Source organism: Leifsonia sp. fls2-241-R2A-40a, assembly GCF_030209575.1.
GTDB lineage: Bacteria > Actinomycetota > Actinomycetes > Actinomycetales > Microbacteriaceae > Leifsonia.
Genome location: NZ_JARVRS010000001.1, coordinates 928,025 through 949,405 on the forward strand (window position 1 = coordinate 928,025; position 21,381 = coordinate 949,405).

Below are 21,381 nucleotides of genomic sequence, written 5' to 3' on the forward strand. Positions count from 1 at the left end.
TCCTAGGCGAGCTGGGATTCGGAGGCGCGGAGGAGGCGCAGCTGCACGGCGGTCAGAAGGCCGAGGATGAGCACCAGGACGATCGCCATGGTGGCGGCGTAGCCCATATGGAAGAAGTTGAACGCCTGTTGGTAGATGTAGTAGTAGATGACCCGCGTGGCGTTGACCGGGCCGCCCTTCGTGGTGACGGCGACCGTGTCGAAGATCTGGAACGACCCGATCAGCGACACGACGAGCACCAGCGCCATCACCGGCCGCAGCAGCGGAAGGGTGATGCGGGTGAACAACCGCCACTCACCGGCGCCGTCCAGCGATGCGCTCTCGTACAGGTCGCTCGGGATCTGGAGCATGCCCGCGTAGAAGAGGAGCGCGGTGTAGCCGGTGTACGCCCAGGTGTTGACGATCGAGATGGTCGGGATGGCGAGGGCCGGGTTGGTGAAGAAGCCGACCGCCGGCAGCCCCATCGACGTGATCAGATGGTTGACGAATCCGAGGTTGGTGTCGAGCAGCCACAGCCACACGAGTCCGACCGTCACGTTGGGTACGAGCCACGGCAGCAGCAGCGTCGTCCGCAGCATCACCGATCGTGTCAGCCGGTGCATGAGCGCGGCCAGCAGCAGGGCGAGGGCCGTCTGGGTCGTCACGTTGACGATCACGTAATACAGGGTGACGCCCATCGAGTTCCAGAACTCCTTGTCCTGGAACACCGCCGCGTAGTTCTCCAGGCCGACGAATTTCGGGTCGCCCAGAAGGCTGTAGTCGGTGAAGGACCACCAGGCCCCGCGGATCGTGGGGTAGAGGTAGAACACGGCGAAGCCGATGAGCACCGGGGCGATGAAGAACCATGCGACTTTGCGGTCGTCCCGCAGGCGGCGACGCTTTGGCAGCGTGCCCGTGCGGTTCACGGCTCTCGGGAGGAGGGCGGTCATGACTACCTCTCGTCGCCGCAGACGTGCTGCCGTCGTTGGCGCAATAAGGGTGGATCGATCCGCGAGCGATTCGCGGACCGCGAGGTTTGCCCATTCGCGGTAAAGTCGAGTGAACGGGTTAATTATGCAAGTTGCCGTTATAAAGCGCAAGAGGTGAGGATCAGATGGCACGAGAAGCTCTCATTGCAGGGGTCGAGCCCGGCGTCGGCAGCCGCTCACTCCTGCGGCGGATGAACTCGTGGGGGATCTTGCGCGCGGTCCTGGAGCGTCCCCAGACGATGCGGGACCTCGCCGCCGAGTCGGGTCTCTCCCGCACCGCCATCGACGCGATCATCTCAGACCTGATGGAGGCGGGCTGGCTGGTGGCCTCCGAGAGCTCGGCCCCAGGCCGGCTGGGCCGGCCTGCCGCCGAGTACCAGCCCGCGCCCGGCCTCGGACATTTCCTGGCGCTCGACATCGGCGCCAACCACATCTACGCGGTGGTCACCGATCTCACCGGCCACGTCCGCGGGCACCGGACTGCCGCGACAGCGGAATCGGACGAGGCGGAGGTGCGTATCGGCACCGCGCTGCGTATCGGCGATGAGCTGCTCGAGAGCCTCCGCCTGACCCGCGCCGACCTCTGGGCGGTTACCATCGGCTCCCCTGGTGCGATCAGCACTCAAGGCGAGGTGCTGCACTTCGGCGGCACCGGCATGCCGGGCTGGATCGGTCTCGACCTGCGCGAGCGCTTCCGGCGCGACTACGACGCCGCAGTCCTGGTCGAGGGGGACGTCGCCCTCGGCGCCCAGGCCGAACTCGCCGTGGGCGCGGCCCGCGGTCACACCGACGTCGTCTACATCCTGTGCGGCGCCCGCACGAGCGGTGCGTCCATCGTGAACGGCAAGGTGCACCGTGGCGTGCACGGCGCAGCCGGCATCGTCGGCGAGATGCCCGAGCTGCGCTGGGCTGAGTTGAACGAGCAGTACGGCGCCGCGGTGCTCGGCTCACCCCGCCCCAGCCGGGAACAGATCTTCGATTTGGCGCGCCTGGGCGAGCCGGCAGCGGTGGAGGCCGTACGGGAGTTCGCGGATGATCTTGCTACCGGAGCAGCCGCGATGACCCTGGCGGTCGACCCGGAGTTGCTCGTGATCGGCGGAGGCAGCTCACCCAGCGCCGACGTCTTCCTTCCGCGTTTCGAACAGTCCCTTCGCGCCATCGTGCCCCTCGCTCCCACCGTCGTCGCATCCACCCTCGGCTCAGAAGCTGTCGCGATGGGCGGCATCAGCCTCGCCGCCGATCGTCTCGCCGCGGTCCTGGACGGGGCCGTCCGGGAGCGGGAGTCGTTCCCGGGGACGGCCGAGACGAAGGAACTCCTGCGCGGGTGAGAGAGGCACGGTTCCGGTGGGGGCGCACTGCTCGACCCCACCGGAACCGTCACTCTCGGTCAGCCGGTGGTGATGCGATCGATGTCGGGCGCCCAGCCGGACGGGTTGGCGATCGTGATCGTGTGCGAGGTTCCTGACGGGATCGCGACGTTCACCGTGATGGTCCCCACAGTGTTCCAATCCGCCGTCGCCGGAAAGCTCACCGATGTGGTCGTCCCTCCGTCCACCTTCACGGTGGCCGTACGAGCGACCGCCGACGCATAAGCGATCCGGAAGCTCGACACGCCGCCGGCCACCCCGGTGAAAGCGAGCGTCGCGCCGTTGCCGACGTAGCCGACCTTCGACCCGCCCGAGCACGCCGCGCACGACGCCACTGCGGCGGTCCCGGTCAGCACATTCGAGGCCGCCTCAGCTTCGTAGCTGGCCGAGGTCGCTCCCCCGGCCGCAATCGTCGTTGTGCCGAGAGTGAGCCAGCCCGCCTTCACTGTGTCCTGTCCCGCGTTGGCGAACCGGATCGGTGCACCGCCAGACAGCGGATTGGTCACCTGCGCGAGCAGCCGGTACGAGCCGGTCGCCACTCCGGATGTCGCCAATGTGCCGGTGAATTGGGCCGACCCGCCGCTTCCTATGTCGGAGACGTGCCACGACGTCGTGGACGTCTTCACGATCGTGCCCGACGAATCGACCAAGGCGAGTGTGATCGGCCAGCTGTAATAGAACGGAGCGATGCCGACGTTGCTGACCGTGATGCCGACCGATGCGCTGCTCCCCGCGCTGATGGTGGTCGGCACCAGAGCCTCCGTCGCCCGGAAGGAGTAGCCCATCGACTGCGCCCCCGCCAGCGCGGCCGACTTGTCCGCCGCGGAGTAACCGTTCTGGAAGGCGTACTGGTTCAGCAGCCAGCTCACGTGGGTCTGGCTGACGCTGCCCGAGAAATCGTTGTCCCCGCTCGCCTCGATCACCGGGCAGCCGGACGAGCTGAAAATGCAGGACTGCAACTCGGGCCTCAGCTCACCTCCGATGGACTGCGTTTTCCACTTGTCGGTTGCACCAGCGGCGGCCATGTTGTCCATGAAATGCCACCCCAGAGAGCTGGTCTTGGTCTCCAGCGCGAACGAGTCGTCGTGGTAGCCGATCGGCAACGACGCGTTTTGTGAATCCGGCTGACGCACCTCGAGCTTCGTCGTGTGGAATGCGTTCACGAAGTCGTTGAGGACCGCCACCTGTGTCGCACTGGACGCGAACCAATTCGGCTGGCCACCAGTGCCGTTGTACGGGTAGGTGTGCCACTCCCCCCAGAAACCGAGCAACCCAGCCTGGACGAAGCCGACCCTGGCGTCGCCGTCATAACGGGCCCCGAGGGCGGCGATGAACTGGTCCATCGCCGTACGGAGATTCGAGTCGTCATAGTTGGGCGAGACGCTGACGCCGTTGTTCCCATAGTCGTTGTACGAGTGCGTCGTCAGGCCGCCATTGAGGAGGAACTGAGGTACGCCGCTGGGCTTGGTCGGATAGTCGAGGTAGAAACGGAAGGCCGCCTGGTGTCCGCGCGACGCTATGTCGTTGAGCACGCTGTCGACCTGCGACCAGTTGAAGGCGTTGGGGCCGGTCATGGCCGCGTTGACGGGGAAGTAGGCCCACTCCGTCGTGTAGGGGAAGTTGGAGTACGACCCCTGATACGGAATGAATCCCTTGAGCGGGTTGGACTGAGGCTCAGAGCCGGAGGCAAGAGCCGTCCAGCCTGGCGTGGAAGCGGCGGAAGGAGCCGTGGAGACGGCGCCCACCGCTGGCGCGGCTATCGCCGCTGCGACCAGGCCGAGCGACGCGAGTGTTGCCGCGATAGTCCTTTTCATAGTGTTCCTCTCTGAACGCCGATGGACTGCTGGCATAATTATTCAACTTGCAGTTTTAAATAGCAATGGGAGTGTCCGAGTTCGCCGCCACCGAATGGCGCGGCCACGATCACCATGCGGCACCCGGCTCTCGTCAATCACGGTCATACCCTCCCGTGCAACTGCATGAGACGGAGGCGAGAAAGTCAGAGTGCGGCGGCCCAGTCGGCGACCGTCGTGACGGATGCCTGGCGGGGAAAGACCTTCTCCGTCAGCACTCTGTGGACATCCGGGTCGGCGTCGCCGCAGGCGTCCGCCAGAACCGTCAGTCGGTAGTCGAGGTCGGCCGCCTGGCGGACGGTCGAGAGGACGACGCCGCTGGTCGCGATCCCGGCCAGCACCAACCTGTCGGCGCCGAGGCCGCGCAGCAGCACCTCCAGGTCGCTGCCCGCGAAGGCGGAGACGCGCTTCTTGACCACGACCGGTTCCTCGTCGAGGGGCGCGAGGCGGTCGACGATCTGCGTGCCCGGGTTGTCGAGCTGCATGCTGTCTCCGGCTCCCGCCGCACGGCCGAAGGCGAGGTTGGAGGCGGCGACCTCGGGGTAGCCGGGACGGAAGGCGACGCGGACGAAGACCGGCGGGATGCCGTTCGCCCGCGCGGCGGCCAGTGCTCGCCCGGCGGCGTCGACGGTGCTCTCGAAGCCGGGGCGGCCGGCGATGCCGTTCTGGAAGTCCATGAGCAGCAGGGCGGTGGTCATGCGGGGCCTTTCGACGGAATCTGGACAGCTACAACTGTACAGTCTAGGCTGTCGATATGACGACCGCGAAACCTGAAGTCACCCCGCAGCAGATCGCCGTCGACCTCCGGGCGGTTCTCGCCCGGCTGCTCCGGAAGCTGCGCGAGACGACAGCGGACGCGATCACCCCGTCGCAGGCGTCGGCGCTGTCGCGGCTGAGCAAGGGCGGCGTCTCGACCGTGAGCGCCCTTGCGCTCGCCGAGCGCGTCCGTCCGCAGTCGATGGCGGCGATCGTGGAGGCGCTGGAGGGCATGGGCTTCGTGACCCGCAGCCAGGACCCGAACGACGGACGACGGCAGATCGTCGACCTCACCGAGGCGGGATGGGCGCAGGTCGCCGGGCAGAAGGAAGCAGGCCTCGCGTGGCTCGACGAGACGCTGGCCCAGCAGGTGTCGCAGGCCGAGCTCATCACGCTCGCGGCGGCGACGGCCATCCTGGAACGGATCCTCGACTGATGGCGCTGAAGCCTCCGCCCGCCGGACGCTTCGACCGGCGGCTGCTCGCGCCGATGATGCTCGGCGCGGTCCTCAACCCGATCAACACCGCCATCATCGCGGTGGCTCTGGCGCCCATCGGGATCGCGCTCGGCGCACCGGCCTCCGAGACGGTGTGGCTGGTCTCCGCCCTGTACCTCGCGACCGCGATCGGTCAGCCCCTGGTCGGCCGGCTGGTCGACATCTACGGGGTGAAGCGGCTGTTCCTGGCGGGCGGGGCCCTGGTCGCCCTCGCCGGAGCGATCGGCCTCGCCATCCCGGTCTCGCATGACAGCATCTGGTGGCTGGTCGTCGCCCGCGTCGTGCTGGGCCTCGGCACCTGCGCGGGCTATCCGGCCGCGATGCACCTCATCCGTGCCGAAGGCCGGCGTACGGGGGTGGCGTCGCCGGCGGTCATCCTCACCGTCCTGTCCGTGACCACGCAGACCGTCGCCGTGATCGGCCCGACCCTGGGTGGCCTCCTCATCGGGGCGTGGGGATGGCGCGCCACGTTCGCGGTCAACCTGCCGCTCGGCGTCGCGAGCGTCGTCCTGGGCTGTTTCCTGCTGCCGCGGACCACCGGCCTCGAGCCGCCCCGCGACCAGCGTCCTCGCATCGACGGGCTCGGCATCCTGTTCTTCGCGGTCACGATACTGGCGCTCCTGATCTTCCTGCAGAACATCGGGCTGACGACGCTCTGGATGCTCGGCGTCGCGGTGCTCGCCGGGGCCGCGCTGGTCTGGTGGGAACTGCGCGTGGACGCGCCGTTCATCGACCTGCGCGTGCTCGGCGGCAACGGCCCGCTGCTGCTCACCTACACGCGCTCACTGCTCACCGCGACCATCTCCTACACGTTCGTGTACGGCTTCACCCAGTGGCTCGAGGAGGGACGCGCGCTGAGCCCGACGGTGGCGGGTCTCGTGCTGCTGCCGGTGTTCGCCGCCGGGATCGCGGTGGCGCTCGCCTTCGGCCGGCGGCCGGAGGTGCTGTGGAAGCTCCTCATCGGCTCCATCGCGCAGCTCGCGGCCGGATTCCTCGTCCTGCTCATGGGGGCCACGACACCGATCTGGTTCCTCGTCGTCACAATGCTGGTGCTCGGTATCCCCCAGGGACTGAACAATCTCGCCATCCAGAACTCGCTGTACCACCAGGCCGAGCCGGAGCGGATCGCATCGTCGGCCGGCCTGCTGCGCACCTTCTTCTACCTGGGCGCGATCGTCGCATCCGTCGTCTACGGCAACGTCTACGGTGCCCACGCCAGCACGGGCGGGCTGCACGTCCTGGGCTGGGTGGTGATCGGGATCTCCGTCATCTTCCTGCTCATCACGGTGCTCGATCGCAGCCTCCGAGCTATCGGCCACGAGGACGCCGACCGGCACGGTGCGGACAGTTCTTCGGAGGAGCCGCCCGCTCCGCCCTCGGCGCAGGCCTCCTCCAGTCGTCGCGGTTGACGAAAGTCGCGAGCAACACCGAGCGCCGCGAGTTCAGATGGGCTGGTGTTCCCGTTCCGCCCGCAGAGCCGCGCGCGCGGCGGTCGCGACGTCCGCCGCGGACGGCCGCCACGACGCTTCCCGACGCGTCATCGACTGGATGAGCGTCCGCCACGGCTCGGAGACGTGGTCGGGGGCCTCTGGATGGCGGTCCAGCCGGGCGAGCGCGGATTCCACTGGCGTCCCCGGATACGCAACGGTCCCGGTGAAACATTCCAGCAGAACGAGACCGAGCGAATAGATGTCCGAGGCCGGGGTGAGAGTCTCACCCTGCACCTGCTCGGGGCTCAGGTACGCGGCCGTGCCGACCGTCTCGTCCGTGAACTCCTGAGGGTGCGTCGCGTGGATGGCGATGCCGAAGTCCGTCAATCTCGCCCGCGGACGCGAGAACCGGGTTCCGTAGTCGACGATCATGATGTTCGCCGGTGTCACATCTCGATGGATGACGCCGCGCGCGTGAACGTATTCGAGCGTCTCGGCGACCTCGAACGCGACCTCTCCGATCTGCCGGCTCGTCATCGGACCTGCGTTCAGTACCGCGCGGAGTGTGTCGCCCTCGACCAGCTCGATGACCATGAACGGGCGAGGGTCTTTGGGTGACGAATCGTCGACGCCCGCGTCGAGGATCGACACGACTCCGTGATGGCGCAGGCCCGCGAGCACACCCACCTCGGCTCGGAACCGCGCAACGTCGTCCTGACTTCCCGAAGAGAACAGCTTCACGGCGACGTCACGACCGAGGTTCTCATCTCGAGCACGGAATACCATCGAGGAGCCGCCGCGCGCGAGCAGCCGCTCCGGCCGATACCTCCCGAGCAGAAGCGGGACCGGAGTCGCGGGATTGTTCACCTTGATATCTTCCGAAATTTCTGGCGCCGTCGCCGCCCGGTAGACGGGCACGCGTAGACGGGGTAGGGGTACAAGACACTGGGCGCCCGGACGCCTGACCTTCCTCCCGAACCGGCATAGAGTCGGGAGACACCACCCCGACAATCGGAGGAACCCCGTGCGCACTGTTCGGCTCGGCAGCAGCGGTCTCGAGATCAGCGGCCTCGTCCTGGGGATGATGTCGTATGGCGACCCGAAGCGCGGCAACCACCCGTGGAGCGTCGGCATCGACGAGGCGCGGCCGTTCGTGCGCCGCGCATTCGAGGCCGGCGTCACGACGTTCGACACCGCGAACGTGTACTCACTCGGCTCGAGTGAGGAGATCACTGGCGCCCTTCTCACGGAGCTCGGCGCCCGCGAGGACGTGCAGATCCTGTCGAAGGTCCACGGGCGGATGCGCGACGGCCGCAACGGCGCCGGACTCTCGCGCGCTGCGATCATGCACGAGATCGACGCCTCGCTCACCCGGCTGGGCACCGACTACGTCGACCTGTACCAGATCCACCGGTTCGACCCGGACGTCCGGATGGAGGAGACGATGGAGGCGCTCCACGACGTCGTCAAGGCCGGGAAGGCGCGCTACATCGGCGCCTCCAGCATGTGGACGTGGCAGTTCGCGGAACTCCAGCGGGTCGCCGAGGTCAACCATTGGACGCGGTTCGTCTCCATGCAGGACCAATACAACCTCCTGGACCGTGAGGAGGAGCGCGAGATGCACCCGTTCTGCGGCGCGACGGGCATCGGCGTGCTGCCGTGGAGCCCACTCGCGCGCGGCCGGCTGACTCGCCCCTGGGACGCGTCCGGGTCCGGGACCCGCGCCGACACGGACGAGTTCGGCAAGACCCTGTACCGCGCGCAGGAGGAGTCCAACCGCGCGATCGTGGAGGCGGTCGCTGCGATCGCCTCCGAGCGGGGAGTGCCGATGGCGCAGGTCGCGCTCGCCTGGGTCGCCAGCCGCCACGCGGTGACGGCGCCGATCGTCGGCGCGACCAAGCCGCACCACATCGACGACGCCGTGGCGGCGCTCGACCTGGCGCTCACGGACGACGAGGTCAGCCGGCTCGAGGCCGCCTACACTCCACGGAAACCGGCCGGCTTTTAGCTGACGGCTCCATGGAGGACTCGCCCACGGGCGGCCCTAGACCCCGGCGCCAGCCGCTATGCCGCCGCAACCCTCGCCGAACGAACCGGATGGCGCTCTCCGCTAGCGCGTGCCGGGCTCGATCTCGCCGGAGCCGCGCACCACGAGGTCGACACCGAGCACCAGATCGGCGCTCGGCAGCGATGAGCCGCTCGAGCGCATCTCGAGTTGCTCGAACATGCGCTCGGCGGCGGTCACGCCGATCTCGGCTGCTCGCTGGGCGATGACGGTGACACCGGGATCGAGGAGATCGCCCAGCTCGATGTCATCGAATCCCACAAGCGCGACCTGGCGCTGCCAGGCGAGTTTCCGCAGCGCGCGCACCGCGCCGATGGTGATCAGGTTCTGACTGCTGAATATCGCCGTCGGCGGCCGAGGCGAGCTCAGGATCTCCAGAACCGCGCGCTCGGCGATAGCCGAGGTGCTGACGTCGTCGAGGATCGAATACTCCCCCTCGCCGATGCCGAACTCGTCCATGGCGCTGAGGAAGCCCGCCTGGCGCTGGGCGGCCGTCCAGATCCGCGGTTTGTCGAAAAGCCCGGCGATGCGTCGATGCCCGCGACTCAGCAGGTGGCGCGTTCCCATCGCGGCGCCTCCGAAATTGTCCGAGCGAACGACGTCAGCGGTGTACTCAGCCGGCTCACGGTCGATGAACACCACCGGAACTTTCTCCGGCACCATGTCCGCCAGATAGGCCTGGCTGCCCGTCGAGCAGGTGAGGATCAGGCCGTCCACCTTCCGACGCAGGAAGTTCTCGACCGCGGCGACTTCGCGCACCGGGTCCTCGTCGAGACTCGACGCCAGGACGGCGACCCCGTGCTTGGCCGCGACATCCTCGATAGCGCGGTGGATGGTCGCGGCGAATGGGTTGTCGACGCTACCGAGCAGAAGACCGATCGACTTCGTACGTCCGTGCGTCCGGCGTAAGTTGCTCGCCAGGCTATCGGGCTCCCACTGCAGCAGGGCGATCGCCGTCCGGACCCGCTCTGCCGTTGCCGGTGCGACATGCGGCTCATCGTTGATCACCCGGGATACCGTCTTGATTCCCACCCCGGCCTCACGGGCGACATCCCGAATCGTCACCCGGCGGGAGTCCGTCGAGTTGGCGTCCGATAACGATGTCATAACCGGGACTCCTGTGTTCCTTCAGGTATAGCGGAAATCGAGTTCGTGTGTCAGTATCCCTCATGACACCGTTGTCAGGGCTGCAGGCCCTCCGACAGAAAGGGGCCGCAGATGCCCACCCAATTCCCGCGTCGACCGCGCAAGGCCGTCGTCGCCTCGCTTGCGATGGCTGCAGCCGTCGCCGCCACCATGACCGCGTGCTCCTCCGGGACCGCCGGTGGCTCCACGGCCGGACCGAACGATGAGGTCGGCGTCTCACTCATCGTGAAGACCACCAGCAACCCCTACTTCGTGGCGATGGAAACGGCCGCCAAGGCGGACGCGAAGAAGAACAACGTGAAGCTGACCCTCGCCGCCGGCAAGAAGGACGGCGACACCGACACCCAGATCCAGGCGATCGAGAACGCCATCTCCCGGGGCGACAAGGGCATCCTGATCACCCCGAACGGCTCCGCAGTCAACAACGAGATCGAGAAAGCCCGGCACGCGGGCCTCTACGTCATCGCGCTCGACACTGTGCCGACCCCGCCCGACACCGTCGACATCACGTACGCCACCGACAACTACGCGGCCGGACAGTCCATCGGCAAGTGGATGGCCGGGACGCTCGACGGCAAGAAGGCCACCATCGCGATGATCGACCTGTTCTCCGACCAGGTCGTCTCGGTCGACGTCGACCGCGACCACGGCTTCCTGAACGGCATGGGCATCGACGTCGGCGACAAGAAGAAGAACGGCGGCGAGGCCTCCTCCGGGAAGTACACCGGCGGCACCGGCGGCCAGTACGAGATCGTCGGTCACCAGCCGTCGCAGGGTGCCGAAGATGGTGGCCGCACCGCGATGGAGACGCTGCTGTCGAAGAACCCCGACATCAACGTCGTCTACACGATCAACGAGCCCGCTGCCTACGGTGCATACCAGGCACTCAAGGCGGCCGGCAAGCAGGACAGCGTCACCATCGTCAGCATCGACGGCGGCTGCACCGGCGTCGGCTATGTGAAGGACGGCATCCTGGGCGCGACTGCGCAGCAGTACCCCTCGAAGATGGCGTCGCTCGGCATGGAGGCGATCGCGAAGATCGCCCGCGGCGGCGAGAAGCCGAAGACCTCCAACGGCCTCGACTTCTTCAACACGGGCTCGACCCTGATCACCAACAAGCCGGTGTCCGGCCTGGAGAGCGTGGACGCGGCCAAGGGCGCGACCACCTGCTGGGCCAACTGACCCGCTGAGCGGGGCGCCCGACGGCGGGCGCCCCGCTCGAAGCACCGCAATCTATCTCTGGAGTACCCATGTCGAACCCCAACGCGACGTCCTCGCCGCCCACCTCATCGCTGAACCTCGCCAGCGAGTTCATCAACCGCCAGACGCCGTTGATGCGCGTCCGCGGCGTTCTGCACCGCTATCCCGCCCTCAGCCCGGCGATCGTGCTGGTGCTCTCCATCATCGTCTTCGGGGCGATCAATCCGCGGTTCCTTGCGCCGACCAACCTGTCGCTGATCACACAGCAGGTCGCCGTGATCGGCACGCTGGGTGTCGCCGAGACCCTCGTGATCCTCACCGCAGGCATCGACCTCTCGGTCGGCGCAGCGATGGTCCTGAGCTCGATCGTGATGGGCAACGCAGCGGTGAGCCTCGGACTTCCGGGTGTCGTAGCCCTGCTCCTCGGTCTCGTCACCGGTCTGGCGACCGGTGTCATCAACGGTCTCCTGGTTACGCGTCTGAACCTTCCACCGTTCATCGTCACCCTGGGGACACTGAGCGTATTCACCGCCCTCACCCTGCTGATCTCGAACGGTGCCACCGTCCAGGGCAACACGATGCCGCCCATCCTCACCTGGACCGGGCTCACCCTCAAGGTCTTCGGCGTCGACATCACCTTCGGTGTGCTGCTCATGGTCCTGCTCTACCTCGTGATGTCGTTCGTGCTCGGGCGCACGTCGTGGGGACGCCACGTCTACGCGGTCGGCGACGACAAGGAAGCGGCACGTCTGACCGGTATCCGGGTCAGCCGCGTCCTGCTCAGCGTGTACATCGTCGCGGGCGCCGTCGTCGCCCTGACGGCATGGATCCAGATCGGCCGCGACTTCGGGTCCAGCCCGAACGCCGCCGTCGACGCCAACCTCAACGCGATCACCGCAGTGGTGATCGGCGGCACCAGCCTCTTCGGCGGCCGCGGCAACATCTGGGGAACGCTGCTCGGCGCACTGATCGTCGGCGTTTTCCGCAACGGTCTGGCCCTCGCCGGCCTCGACGTCCTCTACCAGACCCTCGCCGTCGGCGTCCTGGTCATCGTCGCCGTCTCCATCGACCAGTGGATCCGAAAGGTCCGAAAGTGAACACCATCACCGAAACCCGCACACCTGTCCTGGCCGCTCGACGACTGGTGAAGACCTACGGTCACGTCGTCGGCCTGGACGGCGTCAGCCTCGAACTGTACGCCGGAGAAGTCCTCGCCATCATCGGCGACAACGGCGCCGGCAAGACCACCCTGATCAAGTGCCTGACGGGCGCCGAGATCCCCGACGAGGGCGAGATCCGCCTCGATGGCGAACCCGTCCACTTCCGCCGGCCGCAGGACGCCCGCGAAGCCGGGATCGAGACCGTCTACCAGTCCCTCGCCGTCTCGCCTGCCCTGGATGTGGCCGCGAACATGTACCTCGGTCGCGAGCTCCGGCGGCCGGGGTTCCTCGGCTCGGTGCTGCGGATGGTCGACACGAAGACGATGCGTCAGCGCGCGAAAGCGGAGCTCACCGAGCTCGGGATCTCGACCCTGCAGGATGTCACCGTGCCGATCGAGAACCTCTCCGGAGGTCAGCGCCAGGCCGTCGCCGTGGCACGCGCCGCCGCGTTCGGCTCCAAGGTGGTTGTCCTCGACGAGCCGACGGCTGCCCTCGGCGTCCGCGAGTCCAACCAGGTGCTCGAGCTGATCAAGCGCCTGCGGGACAAGGGAGTGCCGGTCGTTTTGATCAGCCACAACATGCCGCACGTGTTCGAGGTGGCCGACCGCATCCACATCCAGCGCCTCGGCAAGCGCGCGGCGACGATCACACCGCAGTCGCACTCGATGACCGAGGCCGTCGCGATCATGACGGGAGCTCAGAAGGAATGACCGACCGCCGATACCTGTACGCAGAGATCGACTCCCTGCCGGGATCGGAGGACGAAGTGAGAATGCTGCTCGCCGGATACGGAGCCCGGGTGCGAGAGGAACCGGGCAACCGACAGTTCGAAGCGTTCAACCCCGACGGAGATCCGGCGAAGTTCTTCGTCTACGAGGAGTACGAGTCCGAAGAGGCGTTCGAGGCGCACAAAGCGGCTGAATACTGCGAGCGCTTCAATCGGCTTCTCGCCCCGCTCGTCGTCGGCGGCGGGTCCCGTCTGACCCTGCTGGATCCGATCGCATGAACGACGACTCCGTTCCCCGTGCTCTTGTCATGGGCGAGTCCTTGGTCGACGTCGTGGAACGGCATGGGTCCCCCCGCGCCGTCCACGCCGGCGGAAGCCCTCTGAACGTGGCCTTCGGATTGGCTCGGCTGGGCATTCACGTCACGTTCGCCACCGAATACGGCGCCGATCCGCATGGGTCACTTATCGCCGACCATCTCCACAGCGCGGGCGTGGACACGCTCAACACGTCCCATGGCAACCCGACATCGACGGCCACGGCGCGCATCGACCCCGAGGGAGCGGCCCACTACGATTTCTCCCTCGACTGGGACTTCGCCCCGACCGCGCTGCCGCCGGCCGAACTCGTGCACACAGGCTCGATCGGAGCCCTGCGTGAACCCGGCGCGACCGCTGTCCGCAGGCATGTGAACGCGTTGGGTGACGATACCCTGGTCACCTTCGACCCGAATGTGCGCCCGAGCCTCATGCCCGACCGCGAGCAGACTCTGAAGAGCGTCGACTGGTACAGCCGGCACGCCCACCTTGTGAAGCTGAGCGACGAGGACGCGCACTGGTTGTTCCCCGGCTGGACGCACCGGACGGTCCTGGACTGGATTCTCGACCGAGGAGCCGGCATCGCCGTCCTCACCCGCGGGGGCGACGGCAGTCTCCTGCGTAGCCGCGCAGCCGAAATCGAAATCGAGGCGTCTGCTGCTCACGTCGTGGACACCATCGGCGCGGGAGATGCCTACATGGCGGGACTCCTGGCGGGACTGATGGGGGCAGAACCGCGCGGGCAGCTCCAGCGCGGCAATGTCTCCGACATTGTGCTCCGATCGATCGGCGAACTGGCGTCGAGAGTTGCTGCTCTCACCGTCGCTCGCGCGGGAGCTATGCCTCCCACTCTCGACGAGATCCAGGCCCTGCAAACCGTCCCCGCCGCGCGCGGAGGCTCCTGAGAAACGAAAAGACCCACACCGAATCCAACGAAAGCTGAGTCAATGAAGACATCACCAAGGGTCATCACGCTCACCATCGCGTCGATCCTCGCCTTCAGCGCCGTTGCCGCGGGCGCTTCGCCGGCAGTAGCGGTGGACGGGACCGCTACGAGCGACACGCGGCCTTATTACCACTACACCCCGCAGCAGAACTGGATGAACGACCCCAACGGGCTCATCTACTACGGCGGAAAGTATCACCTTTTCTACCAGTACAACGCCACCGGAAACACCGGCGGAAACGCCTCGTGGGGCCACGCGGTGAGCACCGACCTCACCCACTGGAAACAACTCCCGATCGCCATCCCGTCGGACGCCGACGAGGAAGTCTGGTCCGGCAGCGTCGTCAACGACAGCAAGAACTCCAGCGGCTTGGGCACCGGCAAGACCGGACCGCTTGTCGCCATCTACACCAGCGCCCCGCGCGCCACCGGGGTGCAACGGCAGTCGATCGCGTACAGCAACGATGGCGGAACCACCTGGACCAAGTACGCCAACAACCCGGTCATCGATATCGGTTCGCACAACTTCCGCGACCCGAAAGTGTTCTGGTATGCCCCGGCCAACCAATGGCGGATGGTGGTCGCCCTCTCCGACCAGCACAGGGTCGCAATCTACGGCTCCAGCAACCTCAAGGACTGGACCGAACAAAGCGAATTCGGACCCGACGGTGTGACCTCGGCCGTGTGGGAATGCCCAGATCTGTTCCCCATGCAGCTGGACGGCAAAACAGACGTCACCAAGTGGGTCCTCACCGTCAGTGTCGCGGGGAGGGCCGAATACTTCGTCGGCACCTTCGACGGAACCACGTTCGTCAACAGCGAGGCGCCTTACACCGCACCGGCGGGCACTGTCCTGAACGACTTCGAATCAACGACGTACGGAGCAGGATGGACCAGCACCGGAACCGCGTTCGGTGACGGTCCCACACACGACACGGGTGCGTCCGGATACGTTGGGTCGGGGTATGTGGACACGTTCCACAACTCCGACGCGGAGACCGGCACGCTGACGTCGCCCACGTTCACGGTCAACAAGAAGAACCTGAACTTCCTGATCGCCGGTGGGAACCACCCGTACGTCGAGGGCGGCTCGATTGCGGCCCCAGCCGGCGACACCTTCCAGGACTTCGAAGGCGACTCGCTCCCCGGCTGGACCGGTACCGGTGACTTCGCCGGGATCACCCCGTCGAAGGAGAGTCTGAGCGGCCAGATCGGAAACGGTGTCCTCGACACCTGCCAGGCAGGATGCGACGCCGCGCAGGGCACCATCACATCGCCCGCCTTCACCATCACGCGCCCCTACATCGATCTGCTCACCGCGGGCGGGCAGCATCCCTGGGGGCAGAGCAACCCGACTGCGGTCAACCTCGTCGTAGGCGGCAACGTGGTCGCGAGCGTGACGGGAAACGACACGGGCAGCATGGACTGGGTCTACCTGGACGCGTCCGCGTACATCGGCCAGCAGGCCACGTTGCAGATCGTGGACCAGAGCGACGGCAGCGCCGGCTGGGGTCACATGATGGTCGATGACATCGTCTTCTCGGACACGATCGCAAAGCCCTGGAACAGCGAGACCGGCGCAAACCTGCTCGTGAACGGCAAGGTCGTGCGCACCGCCACCGGCAACGACAGCGGCACGCTGGACTGGGCCAACTGGGACCTGAGCGACCTGCAGGGCCAGCAAGCGCAGCTGCAGCTGGTCGACCTCAACGGGGGCGGATGGGGACACCTGATCGCGGACCAGTTCACCTTGGCGGATCAGCCGGCTCAGAGCTCCATGCGACGGGCCCACTGGATCGACTTAGGGCGCGACTTCTACGCAGCCGTCACCTTCAACGATGCCCCCGCGAACCAGCGGATCGCGCTGGGATGGATGAACAACTGGGACTACGCCAACACCCTCCCCTCCGACGGATGGCGTGGAACGCAGTCGGTGCCCCGAGTCCTCTCCCTGCGCACGATCGACGGCCAGCCGCGGATAGTGCAGACCGTGGCTCGCCAGGTGAGCGCGCTCGCTCAGCTCAACAAGCTGCAGCTCGCGCCACCGACCGCCATTCCCGCGGGCACGAAACCGCTGAAGGTGACGACGACGACCAACGCAGTCCGAGTGGATGCGGTCCTCGCCGCCGGATCGGCCAAGAGCTTCGGGCTCCAGCTGTTCCGGTCAGCCGACGGGTCGCAGTACGTCGGCGTCTCCTACGACACGGCCACCAGCACGTTGAGCGTCGATCGAACCCATTCGGGGAACGTCGGCTTCAGCAGCGCCTTCCCGAGCATCGACGGCGCGGTCGTCCCGCTGGACCATGGTCTGCTTCGCCTCGAGCTGTATCTGGACAAGACCTCGATCGAAGCGTTCGCCCAGAACGGCCGGGCGTCGGTCACCGATCTCGTCTTCCCCGCTGCAGGAAGCAACGGAGTCGCGCTCACCGCCAACGGCGGAAATGCCGGCCTCGTGCTGCTGACAGTCACACCGCTGGCCAACGCCATGAGTGGCGCCTACACCAACTGAAGTGGGCCTGGCTGGCGCGACCGTAAGGGTGGTCGTGCCAGCCAGAGCGGCCTCATCGAGATCAGCGGTCACGGCCTGCCAGCCGACCCCGGATCAGCGGAGCACGGGATCGCCGGCGCTTGAGGTGAACTCGGTGACCTCTCGAAGTGTGGGGCTCGACTCCCAATCGCCTGGAGTCATGCAGACCATCGCTCCGCAAATGTTGGCGCGTCGCAGACGCGCCTCGACGTCTGAGCCGTCCAGCACGCCGCTCAGGTAACCCGCGACGAAGGCATCGCCCGCTCCGACCGTGTCGACGACGTCGACCACGAATCCCGGCGACGCGACCGGCCCCCCTGGGAGGACGGTCGTCGCACCGTCGGCGCCGCGCTTGAGCACGACCTCGGTAGCTCGGTGTCCGAGCAGGCGTTCGCACGCGACCTCGGCGTCCGCGCCCGGGTAGAGCACTGCCAGCTCGTCCGGACTGCCGAATACGATGTCGGCGCGTTCGGCAAGATCGCGAAGCCACGGTCCCGCAAGGGCTCGGGTAGCGAGCGAGGACCGGAAGTTGATGTCAAAGGTCACGATGACGCCGGCCGCGCGGGCGCGATCGATCGCGACCGAAAGAGTCCCGCGGGCCGACTCCGAGATGAGCGCCGTGATCCCGGTGAGGTGCAGGAGGTTCGCCTGCTCGATCCAGCCGTCGGGCACGTCGGTGGGTGCGAGCCTCGATCCGGCCGAACCGTTTCGGTAGTAGAGGACGCGTGTCGAGGCCGGGCGAGGACGTTCCTTGAGCATGAGCCCGGTGGGGGCTCCCGCATCCACGACGGCGAGCACGTCGACACCCTCGGCACGGAGCTCGCGCACGACGCGCTCGCCGAGCGAGTCGTCGCCGACGCGACCGAGCCACGTGACGTCGAGCCCGAGTCGGCTGAGGGCGATCGCGACGTTGCTCTCCGCGCCGCCGATGCCGAGGGCGAGGTCGGATGCATGGCGGAGGGAGCCGATGTCGCGGCTGCGCACGAGGGCCATCGTCTCACCGAGAGTCGCGACGCGCCTGGGGTGGAGGGGGGCCGTCATCGAACGCCACCCCCGGCGAGGGCGACGAACGCCCGTGCCCGCTCGCGCAAGGCATCGAGGTCGCCCCCCTGGAACGCATCGCCCAGCAGTGGGCCGCCCACGCTCACTGCCGCAGCGCCTGCCGCGAGCCACTCTGCAGCGCTCTCGAGGTCGACGCCCCCGGACGGGACAACCTCGATGTCGGGGAACGGTCCCCGCAGATCCTTGATGTATCCCGCGCCGAGCCGTCCCGCTGGGAACACTTTGACGGCGGACGCGCCGCCCGACCACGAGGAGAACAGCTCGGTCGGCGTGAACCCGCCAGGCACGAGCGGCACACCCGCCGTCAACGCTCCGGTGAGGAGCTCGGGATTCGTGATCGGCGTGACGAGGTAGTGGGCACCGGCCTCCACCGCGCGCGTGAGCTGGTCGGCGTCGGTCACCGTTCCGATCCCGACGTCGGCGTAGCTGCCGAAGCGCTCGAGCAGCCGCGGAACGTGCTCGATCGTTCCCGGCGTCGTGAGGGTGAGCTCGACGCTGCGGATGCCCGCATCGATGAGCACCTCGAGCACGGGGGCGTAGTCCTCTGCGCGCCGTGCGCGCGCGACGACGATGAGCCGCGATTCGGCTGTTCTTTGCGGCAGCGGGAGCCGCGCGAGGTCACCAGTCATGGATCGTCCCGTCGGTGAGGCGGTTCACGGGGAGGTAGGCCTTCGTGTACTCGAACGCGGATGCCGCATCCTCGTCGAGCTCGACACCGAGACCGGGCTGCTCTCCGGGGTGCAGGAAGCCGCGGTCGAAAGTGAAGGAGGTCTGGAACACCTCCAGCGTCTGCTCGTTGTGCGGCATGTACTCCTGGATGCCGAAGTTGTGGATCGCGAGGTCGAGGTGCAGGGCCGCCGCCATGCCGACGGGCGAGATGTCGGTCGGCCCGTGGATGCCGGACTTGATCCCGTAGATCGCGGCGAAGTCGAGGAGTTTCTTCATCGCTGTGATGCCGCCGGTGTGGGTGACGGCGGAGCGGACATAGTCGATGAGGCGCTCGGTGATGAGCGTCTGGTAGTCGTAAACGGTGTTGAAGACCTCGCCGATCGCGAGCGGTGTCGTGGAGTGCTGGCGCACGAGCCGCAGCGCGGTCTGGTCCTCGCCTGGGGTGCAGTCCTCCAGCCAGAACAGGTCGTACGGCTCGATGTCCTTGGCGAAGCGCGCGGCCTCGATCGGCGTCATCCGGTGGTGGCCGTCGTGGAGGATGCGCAGGTCGGTGCCGAAGTCCTCGCGGATCTTCGCGAAGATGCCCGGCATGTGGTTGAGGTAGCTGCGGGTGTCCCAAGTCTCCTCGCTCGGGCGTCCGTTCTCGGCGCGCTTGGCCGGCTCGTAGTCGTAACGGACGCCCGGACCGGCCGCCGAGACGCCGTAGATCTGGCCGAGCCCCGGAACGCCGGTCTGCACGCGCACGGCGGTGAAGCCGAGTTCGCGGTAGCCGGTGATGGCGTTCGCGAGCGCCTCGTAGTCGGTGCCGGAGGCGTGCGCATAGACGCGGACGCCGGAGCGGCTCGCACCGCCGAGGAGCTGGTACAGCGGCATCCCGGCCTTCTTGGCCTTGATGTCCCAGAGGGCCATGTCGACGGCGGCGATCGCCGCCATCGTGACCGGGCCGCGCCGCCAGTAGGGGCCGCGGTAGAGGTACTGCCAGGTGTCCTCGATGCGGTCCTCGTCACGACCGATGAGGGTCGAGGCGACGTGGTCGCGCAGGTAAGAGGCAACGGACAGCTCGCGCCCGTTGAGCGTCGCGTCCCCCCAGCCGACGATGCCGTCCGACGTCGTGATCTTGAGGGTCACGAAGTTGCGCCCGGGGCTGGTGATTATGGTGTCGACGCGTTCGACGGTCATGGGAAGTCCTTCCTTGTCGGGATACGGCCGCGCGCCTGCGGCCGCACCCCGGTGTCACGTGCTGGGGGTGTCCTGGTGCGCCGTCACATCGCGGGACGCGGGTCGGTGAGGTCGCGTCCCGTCCATTCGGGTGCCACGATCGCGGCGATCAGGGCGCACGCCGTGTAGATGCCGAGCAGGACCATCACCGGGATGATGCTGCCGGTGGTGGCGGCGACCCAGGCGGCGGCGACGATCGGGCCGACGCCGGTCGCGATGATGGCGGCGATCTCGCGGACGATGGCCGTCAGCGTGTAGCGGTTCCGCGCGCCGAAGATCTCGGGGAGCGAGATGTTCTCCATGGATGCAAGGCCGAGCACCGAGACGTTGTGGATCACGGCGTAGCCGAAGAAGATCCAGCCGACGTCCTTCGTGTTGATCGCGAGCATGCTCGGAATGATGAGCACGAGGGAGAGCGACGTCATGATGATGTACATCCGCCGGCGTCCGAAGCGGTCGCCGAGCCAGCCGACGAGCGGGATGGTGGCGAAGCCGATCAGCGAGGACACGATGACGATCTCGGGGCCGACGCCCTTCTGCACGGCGAGCGTGATCGTGATGAACGAGATCATGTAGGTCTGGATGAGGCCCGAGTTGCCGGCCTGGCCGAAGCGGAGGAAGAACGACACGAGCGTCGCCTTGACGGGCTTGCGGTTGAGGGCCTGAAGCGAGCGGAGGTCGTTGCTCTTGGTGGCGACGTCGACCAGCTCCTCGCGGGAGAGCGCCTTGCCATCGACGACGTCGGTGCGCTCCTCGAAGACCGGGCTCTCCTTGAGACGGAGTCGCACCCACACGGCGAACACCATGACGATGGAGCTCGCGATGAAGGGGATGCGCCATCCCCACGCGATCACGTCATCCTCCATCATGACGGCCAGGAGGACCGCCCAGATCGCGGAGGCGAACAGGGTTCCGCAGTTGGTGCCGAGCGCGACCAGGGAGGCGATGATGCCGCGGCGACGGGTCGGGGCGTACTCGGCGAGCATCACGCCCGCGCCCGAGATCTCCGCGCCGGCGCCGAAGCCCTGCGCGAGTCGCAGGACGACCAGCAGGATCGGGGCGATGATGCCGGCCTGCTCGTACGTGGGGAGCACGCCGATGAGCGTCGTCGCGAGGCCCATGAGCAGGATCGTGTAGAACAGCACCTTGCGGCGGCCCACCTTGTCGCCCATCCGGCCGAAGTACCAGGCGCCGAGCGGGCGGGCGATGTAACCGACGCCATAGGTGGCCATGGCGAGCACGACGGCCATGCCGGGCGACTCGCCGGCGAAGAAGAGCTGGCTGAAGACGAGGGCGGCGGCCAGCGAGTACAGCTGGAAATCCATGAACTCCAGCGCCGTGCCGAGCCAGCCGGAGACGGCGGCGCGGACGAGGTCGCCGGTGGACCGCTGAACGGTCGGCGGCGCGGCGGGTGCGTCGACACCCGGGACGTTGGGACTACTCATTGTTACTCCTTCGTAGCTGAGTTCGGTGCGT

The 21,381-nt window shown here is 67.3% G+C and carries 19 protein-coding genes; 10 read left to right on the top strand and 9 right to left on the bottom strand.

What is annotated here, in order from left to right:
* Window positions 1–2 precede the first annotated feature (2 nt).
* The gene (locus QRN40_RS04595) at window positions 3–929 is read right to left on the bottom strand and encodes a carbohydrate ABC transporter permease (RefSeq protein ID WP_285114318.1); all 927 of its coding nucleotides are present in this window, start codon (window positions 927–929) and stop codon (window positions 3–5) included.
* Between the two features lie 164 nt (window positions 930–1,093).
* Between QRN40_RS04595 and QRN40_RS04600 the strand changes: the two genes are divergently transcribed.
* Window positions 1,094–2,296 (top strand): ROK family protein, encoded by a 1,203-nt coding sequence (locus QRN40_RS04600; protein ID WP_285114319.1) that lies wholly within the window; start codon window positions 1,094–1,096, stop codon window positions 2,294–2,296.
* Window positions 2,297–2,355: 59 nt separating this feature from the next.
* Here QRN40_RS04600 and QRN40_RS04605 read toward each other — a convergent pair whose 3' ends face one another.
* The gene (locus QRN40_RS04605; RefSeq protein WP_285114321.1) at window positions 2,356–4,149 is read right to left on the bottom strand and encodes a DUF4832 domain-containing protein; all 1,794 of its coding nucleotides are present in this window, start codon (window positions 4,147–4,149) and stop codon (window positions 2,356–2,358) included.
* Between the two features lie 185 nt (window positions 4,150–4,334).
* Window positions 4,335–4,886: a cysteine hydrolase family protein gene (locus QRN40_RS04610; RefSeq protein WP_285114322.1), complete on the bottom strand. Its 552-nt coding sequence runs from the start codon at window positions 4,884–4,886 to the stop codon at window positions 4,335–4,337.
* A gap of 56 nt (window positions 4,887–4,942) precedes the next feature.
* Here QRN40_RS04610 and QRN40_RS04615 point away from each other — a divergent pair, with 56 nt between their 5' ends.
* Complete coding sequence (locus QRN40_RS04615; RefSeq protein ID WP_285114323.1) at window positions 4,943–5,380, top strand: MarR family winged helix-turn-helix transcriptional regulator; 438 nt, start codon at window positions 4,943–4,945, stop codon at window positions 5,378–5,380.
* The gene (locus QRN40_RS04620; protein ID WP_285114324.1) at window positions 5,380–6,849 is read left to right on the top strand and encodes an MFS transporter; all 1,470 of its coding nucleotides are present in this window, start codon (window positions 5,380–5,382) and stop codon (window positions 6,847–6,849) included. Before QRN40_RS04615 ends, QRN40_RS04620 begins: the two co-directional genes overlap by 1 nt.
* A 33-nt stretch (window positions 6,850–6,882) precedes the next feature.
* Here the strand turns inward: QRN40_RS04620 and QRN40_RS04625 are convergent, their stop codons facing one another.
* On the bottom strand, window positions 6,883–7,737 hold the full coding sequence (locus QRN40_RS04625; protein ID WP_285114325.1) for a serine/threonine-protein kinase: 855 nt from the start codon (window positions 7,735–7,737) through the stop codon (window positions 6,883–6,885).
* Between the two features lie 157 nt (window positions 7,738–7,894).
* Between QRN40_RS04625 and QRN40_RS04630 the strand changes: the two genes are divergently transcribed.
* Window positions 7,895–8,878, top strand: coding sequence for an aldo/keto reductase (locus QRN40_RS04630; protein ID WP_285114327.1), 984 nt, complete (start codon window positions 7,895–7,897; stop codon window positions 8,876–8,878).
* A 102-nt stretch (window positions 8,879–8,980) separates the two neighbouring features.
* Here the strand turns inward: QRN40_RS04630 and QRN40_RS04635 are convergent, their stop codons facing one another.
* Window positions 8,981–10,042 carry a LacI family DNA-binding transcriptional regulator gene (locus tag QRN40_RS04635; protein ID WP_285114328.1) on the bottom strand — a complete coding sequence of 354 codons (1,062 nt, stop codon included), beginning with the start codon at window positions 10,040–10,042 and terminating at the stop codon, window positions 8,981–8,983.
* A gap of 111 nt (window positions 10,043–10,153) precedes the next feature.
* Between QRN40_RS04635 and QRN40_RS04640 the strand changes: the two genes are divergently transcribed.
* The 6 genes from QRN40_RS04640 (at window position 10,154) to QRN40_RS04665 (ending at window position 16,938) form a co-directional block, all read left to right on the top strand.
* A complete protein-coding gene (locus tag QRN40_RS04640) occupies window positions 10,154–11,263 on the top strand; it encodes a substrate-binding domain-containing protein (protein WP_502878896.1) in 1,110 nt (369 codons plus the stop codon).
* Between the two features lie 68 nt (window positions 11,264–11,331).
* Complete coding sequence (locus QRN40_RS04645; RefSeq protein ID WP_285114329.1) at window positions 11,332–12,378, top strand: ABC transporter permease; 1,047 nt, start codon at window positions 11,332–11,334, stop codon at window positions 12,376–12,378.
* Complete coding sequence (locus QRN40_RS04650) at window positions 12,375–13,151, top strand: ATP-binding cassette domain-containing protein (protein WP_285114330.1); 777 nt, start codon at window positions 12,375–12,377, stop codon at window positions 13,149–13,151. Before QRN40_RS04645 ends, QRN40_RS04650 begins: the two co-directional genes overlap by 4 nt.
* Window positions 13,148–13,447 (top strand): putative quinol monooxygenase, encoded by a 300-nt coding sequence (locus QRN40_RS04655; protein ID WP_285114331.1) that lies wholly within the window; start codon window positions 13,148–13,150, stop codon window positions 13,445–13,447. The genes QRN40_RS04650 and QRN40_RS04655 overlap by 4 nt, the downstream gene beginning before the upstream one ends.
* On the top strand, window positions 13,444–14,388 hold the full coding sequence (locus QRN40_RS04660) for a carbohydrate kinase family protein (RefSeq protein WP_285114333.1): 945 nt from the start codon (window positions 13,444–13,446) through the stop codon (window positions 14,386–14,388). Before QRN40_RS04655 ends, QRN40_RS04660 begins: the two co-directional genes overlap by 4 nt.
* A gap of 42 nt (window positions 14,389–14,430) precedes the next feature.
* Complete coding sequence (locus QRN40_RS04665; RefSeq protein WP_285114335.1) at window positions 14,431–16,938, top strand: glycoside hydrolase family 32 protein; 2,508 nt, start codon at window positions 14,431–14,433, stop codon at window positions 16,936–16,938.
* A 93-nt stretch (window positions 16,939–17,031) separates the two neighbouring features.
* Here the strand turns inward: QRN40_RS04665 and QRN40_RS04670 are convergent, their stop codons facing one another.
* From QRN40_RS04670 to QRN40_RS04685, 4 genes are all read right to left on the bottom strand, one after another.
* Window positions 17,032–17,997, bottom strand: coding sequence for a sugar kinase (locus tag QRN40_RS04670; protein WP_285114336.1), 966 nt, complete (start codon window positions 17,995–17,997; stop codon window positions 17,032–17,034).
* Window positions 17,994–18,647 carry a bifunctional 4-hydroxy-2-oxoglutarate aldolase/2-dehydro-3-deoxy-phosphogluconate aldolase gene (locus QRN40_RS04675; protein ID WP_285114337.1) on the bottom strand — a complete coding sequence of 218 codons (654 nt, stop codon included), beginning with the start codon at window positions 18,645–18,647 and terminating at the stop codon, window positions 17,994–17,996. Before QRN40_RS04675 ends, QRN40_RS04670 begins: the two co-directional genes overlap by 4 nt.
* Window positions 18,637–19,866 carry a D-mannonate dehydratase ManD gene (gene manD / locus QRN40_RS04680; RefSeq protein ID WP_285114338.1) on the bottom strand — a complete coding sequence of 410 codons (1,230 nt, stop codon included), beginning with the start codon at window positions 19,864–19,866 and terminating at the stop codon, window positions 18,637–18,639. Before manD ends, QRN40_RS04675 begins: the two co-directional genes overlap by 11 nt.
* 83 nt (window positions 19,867–19,949) lie before the next feature.
* On the bottom strand, window positions 19,950–21,350 hold the full coding sequence (locus QRN40_RS04685) for an MFS transporter (protein ID WP_285114339.1): 1,401 nt from the start codon (window positions 21,348–21,350) through the stop codon (window positions 19,950–19,952).
* Window positions 21,351–21,381 lie beyond the last annotated feature (31 nt).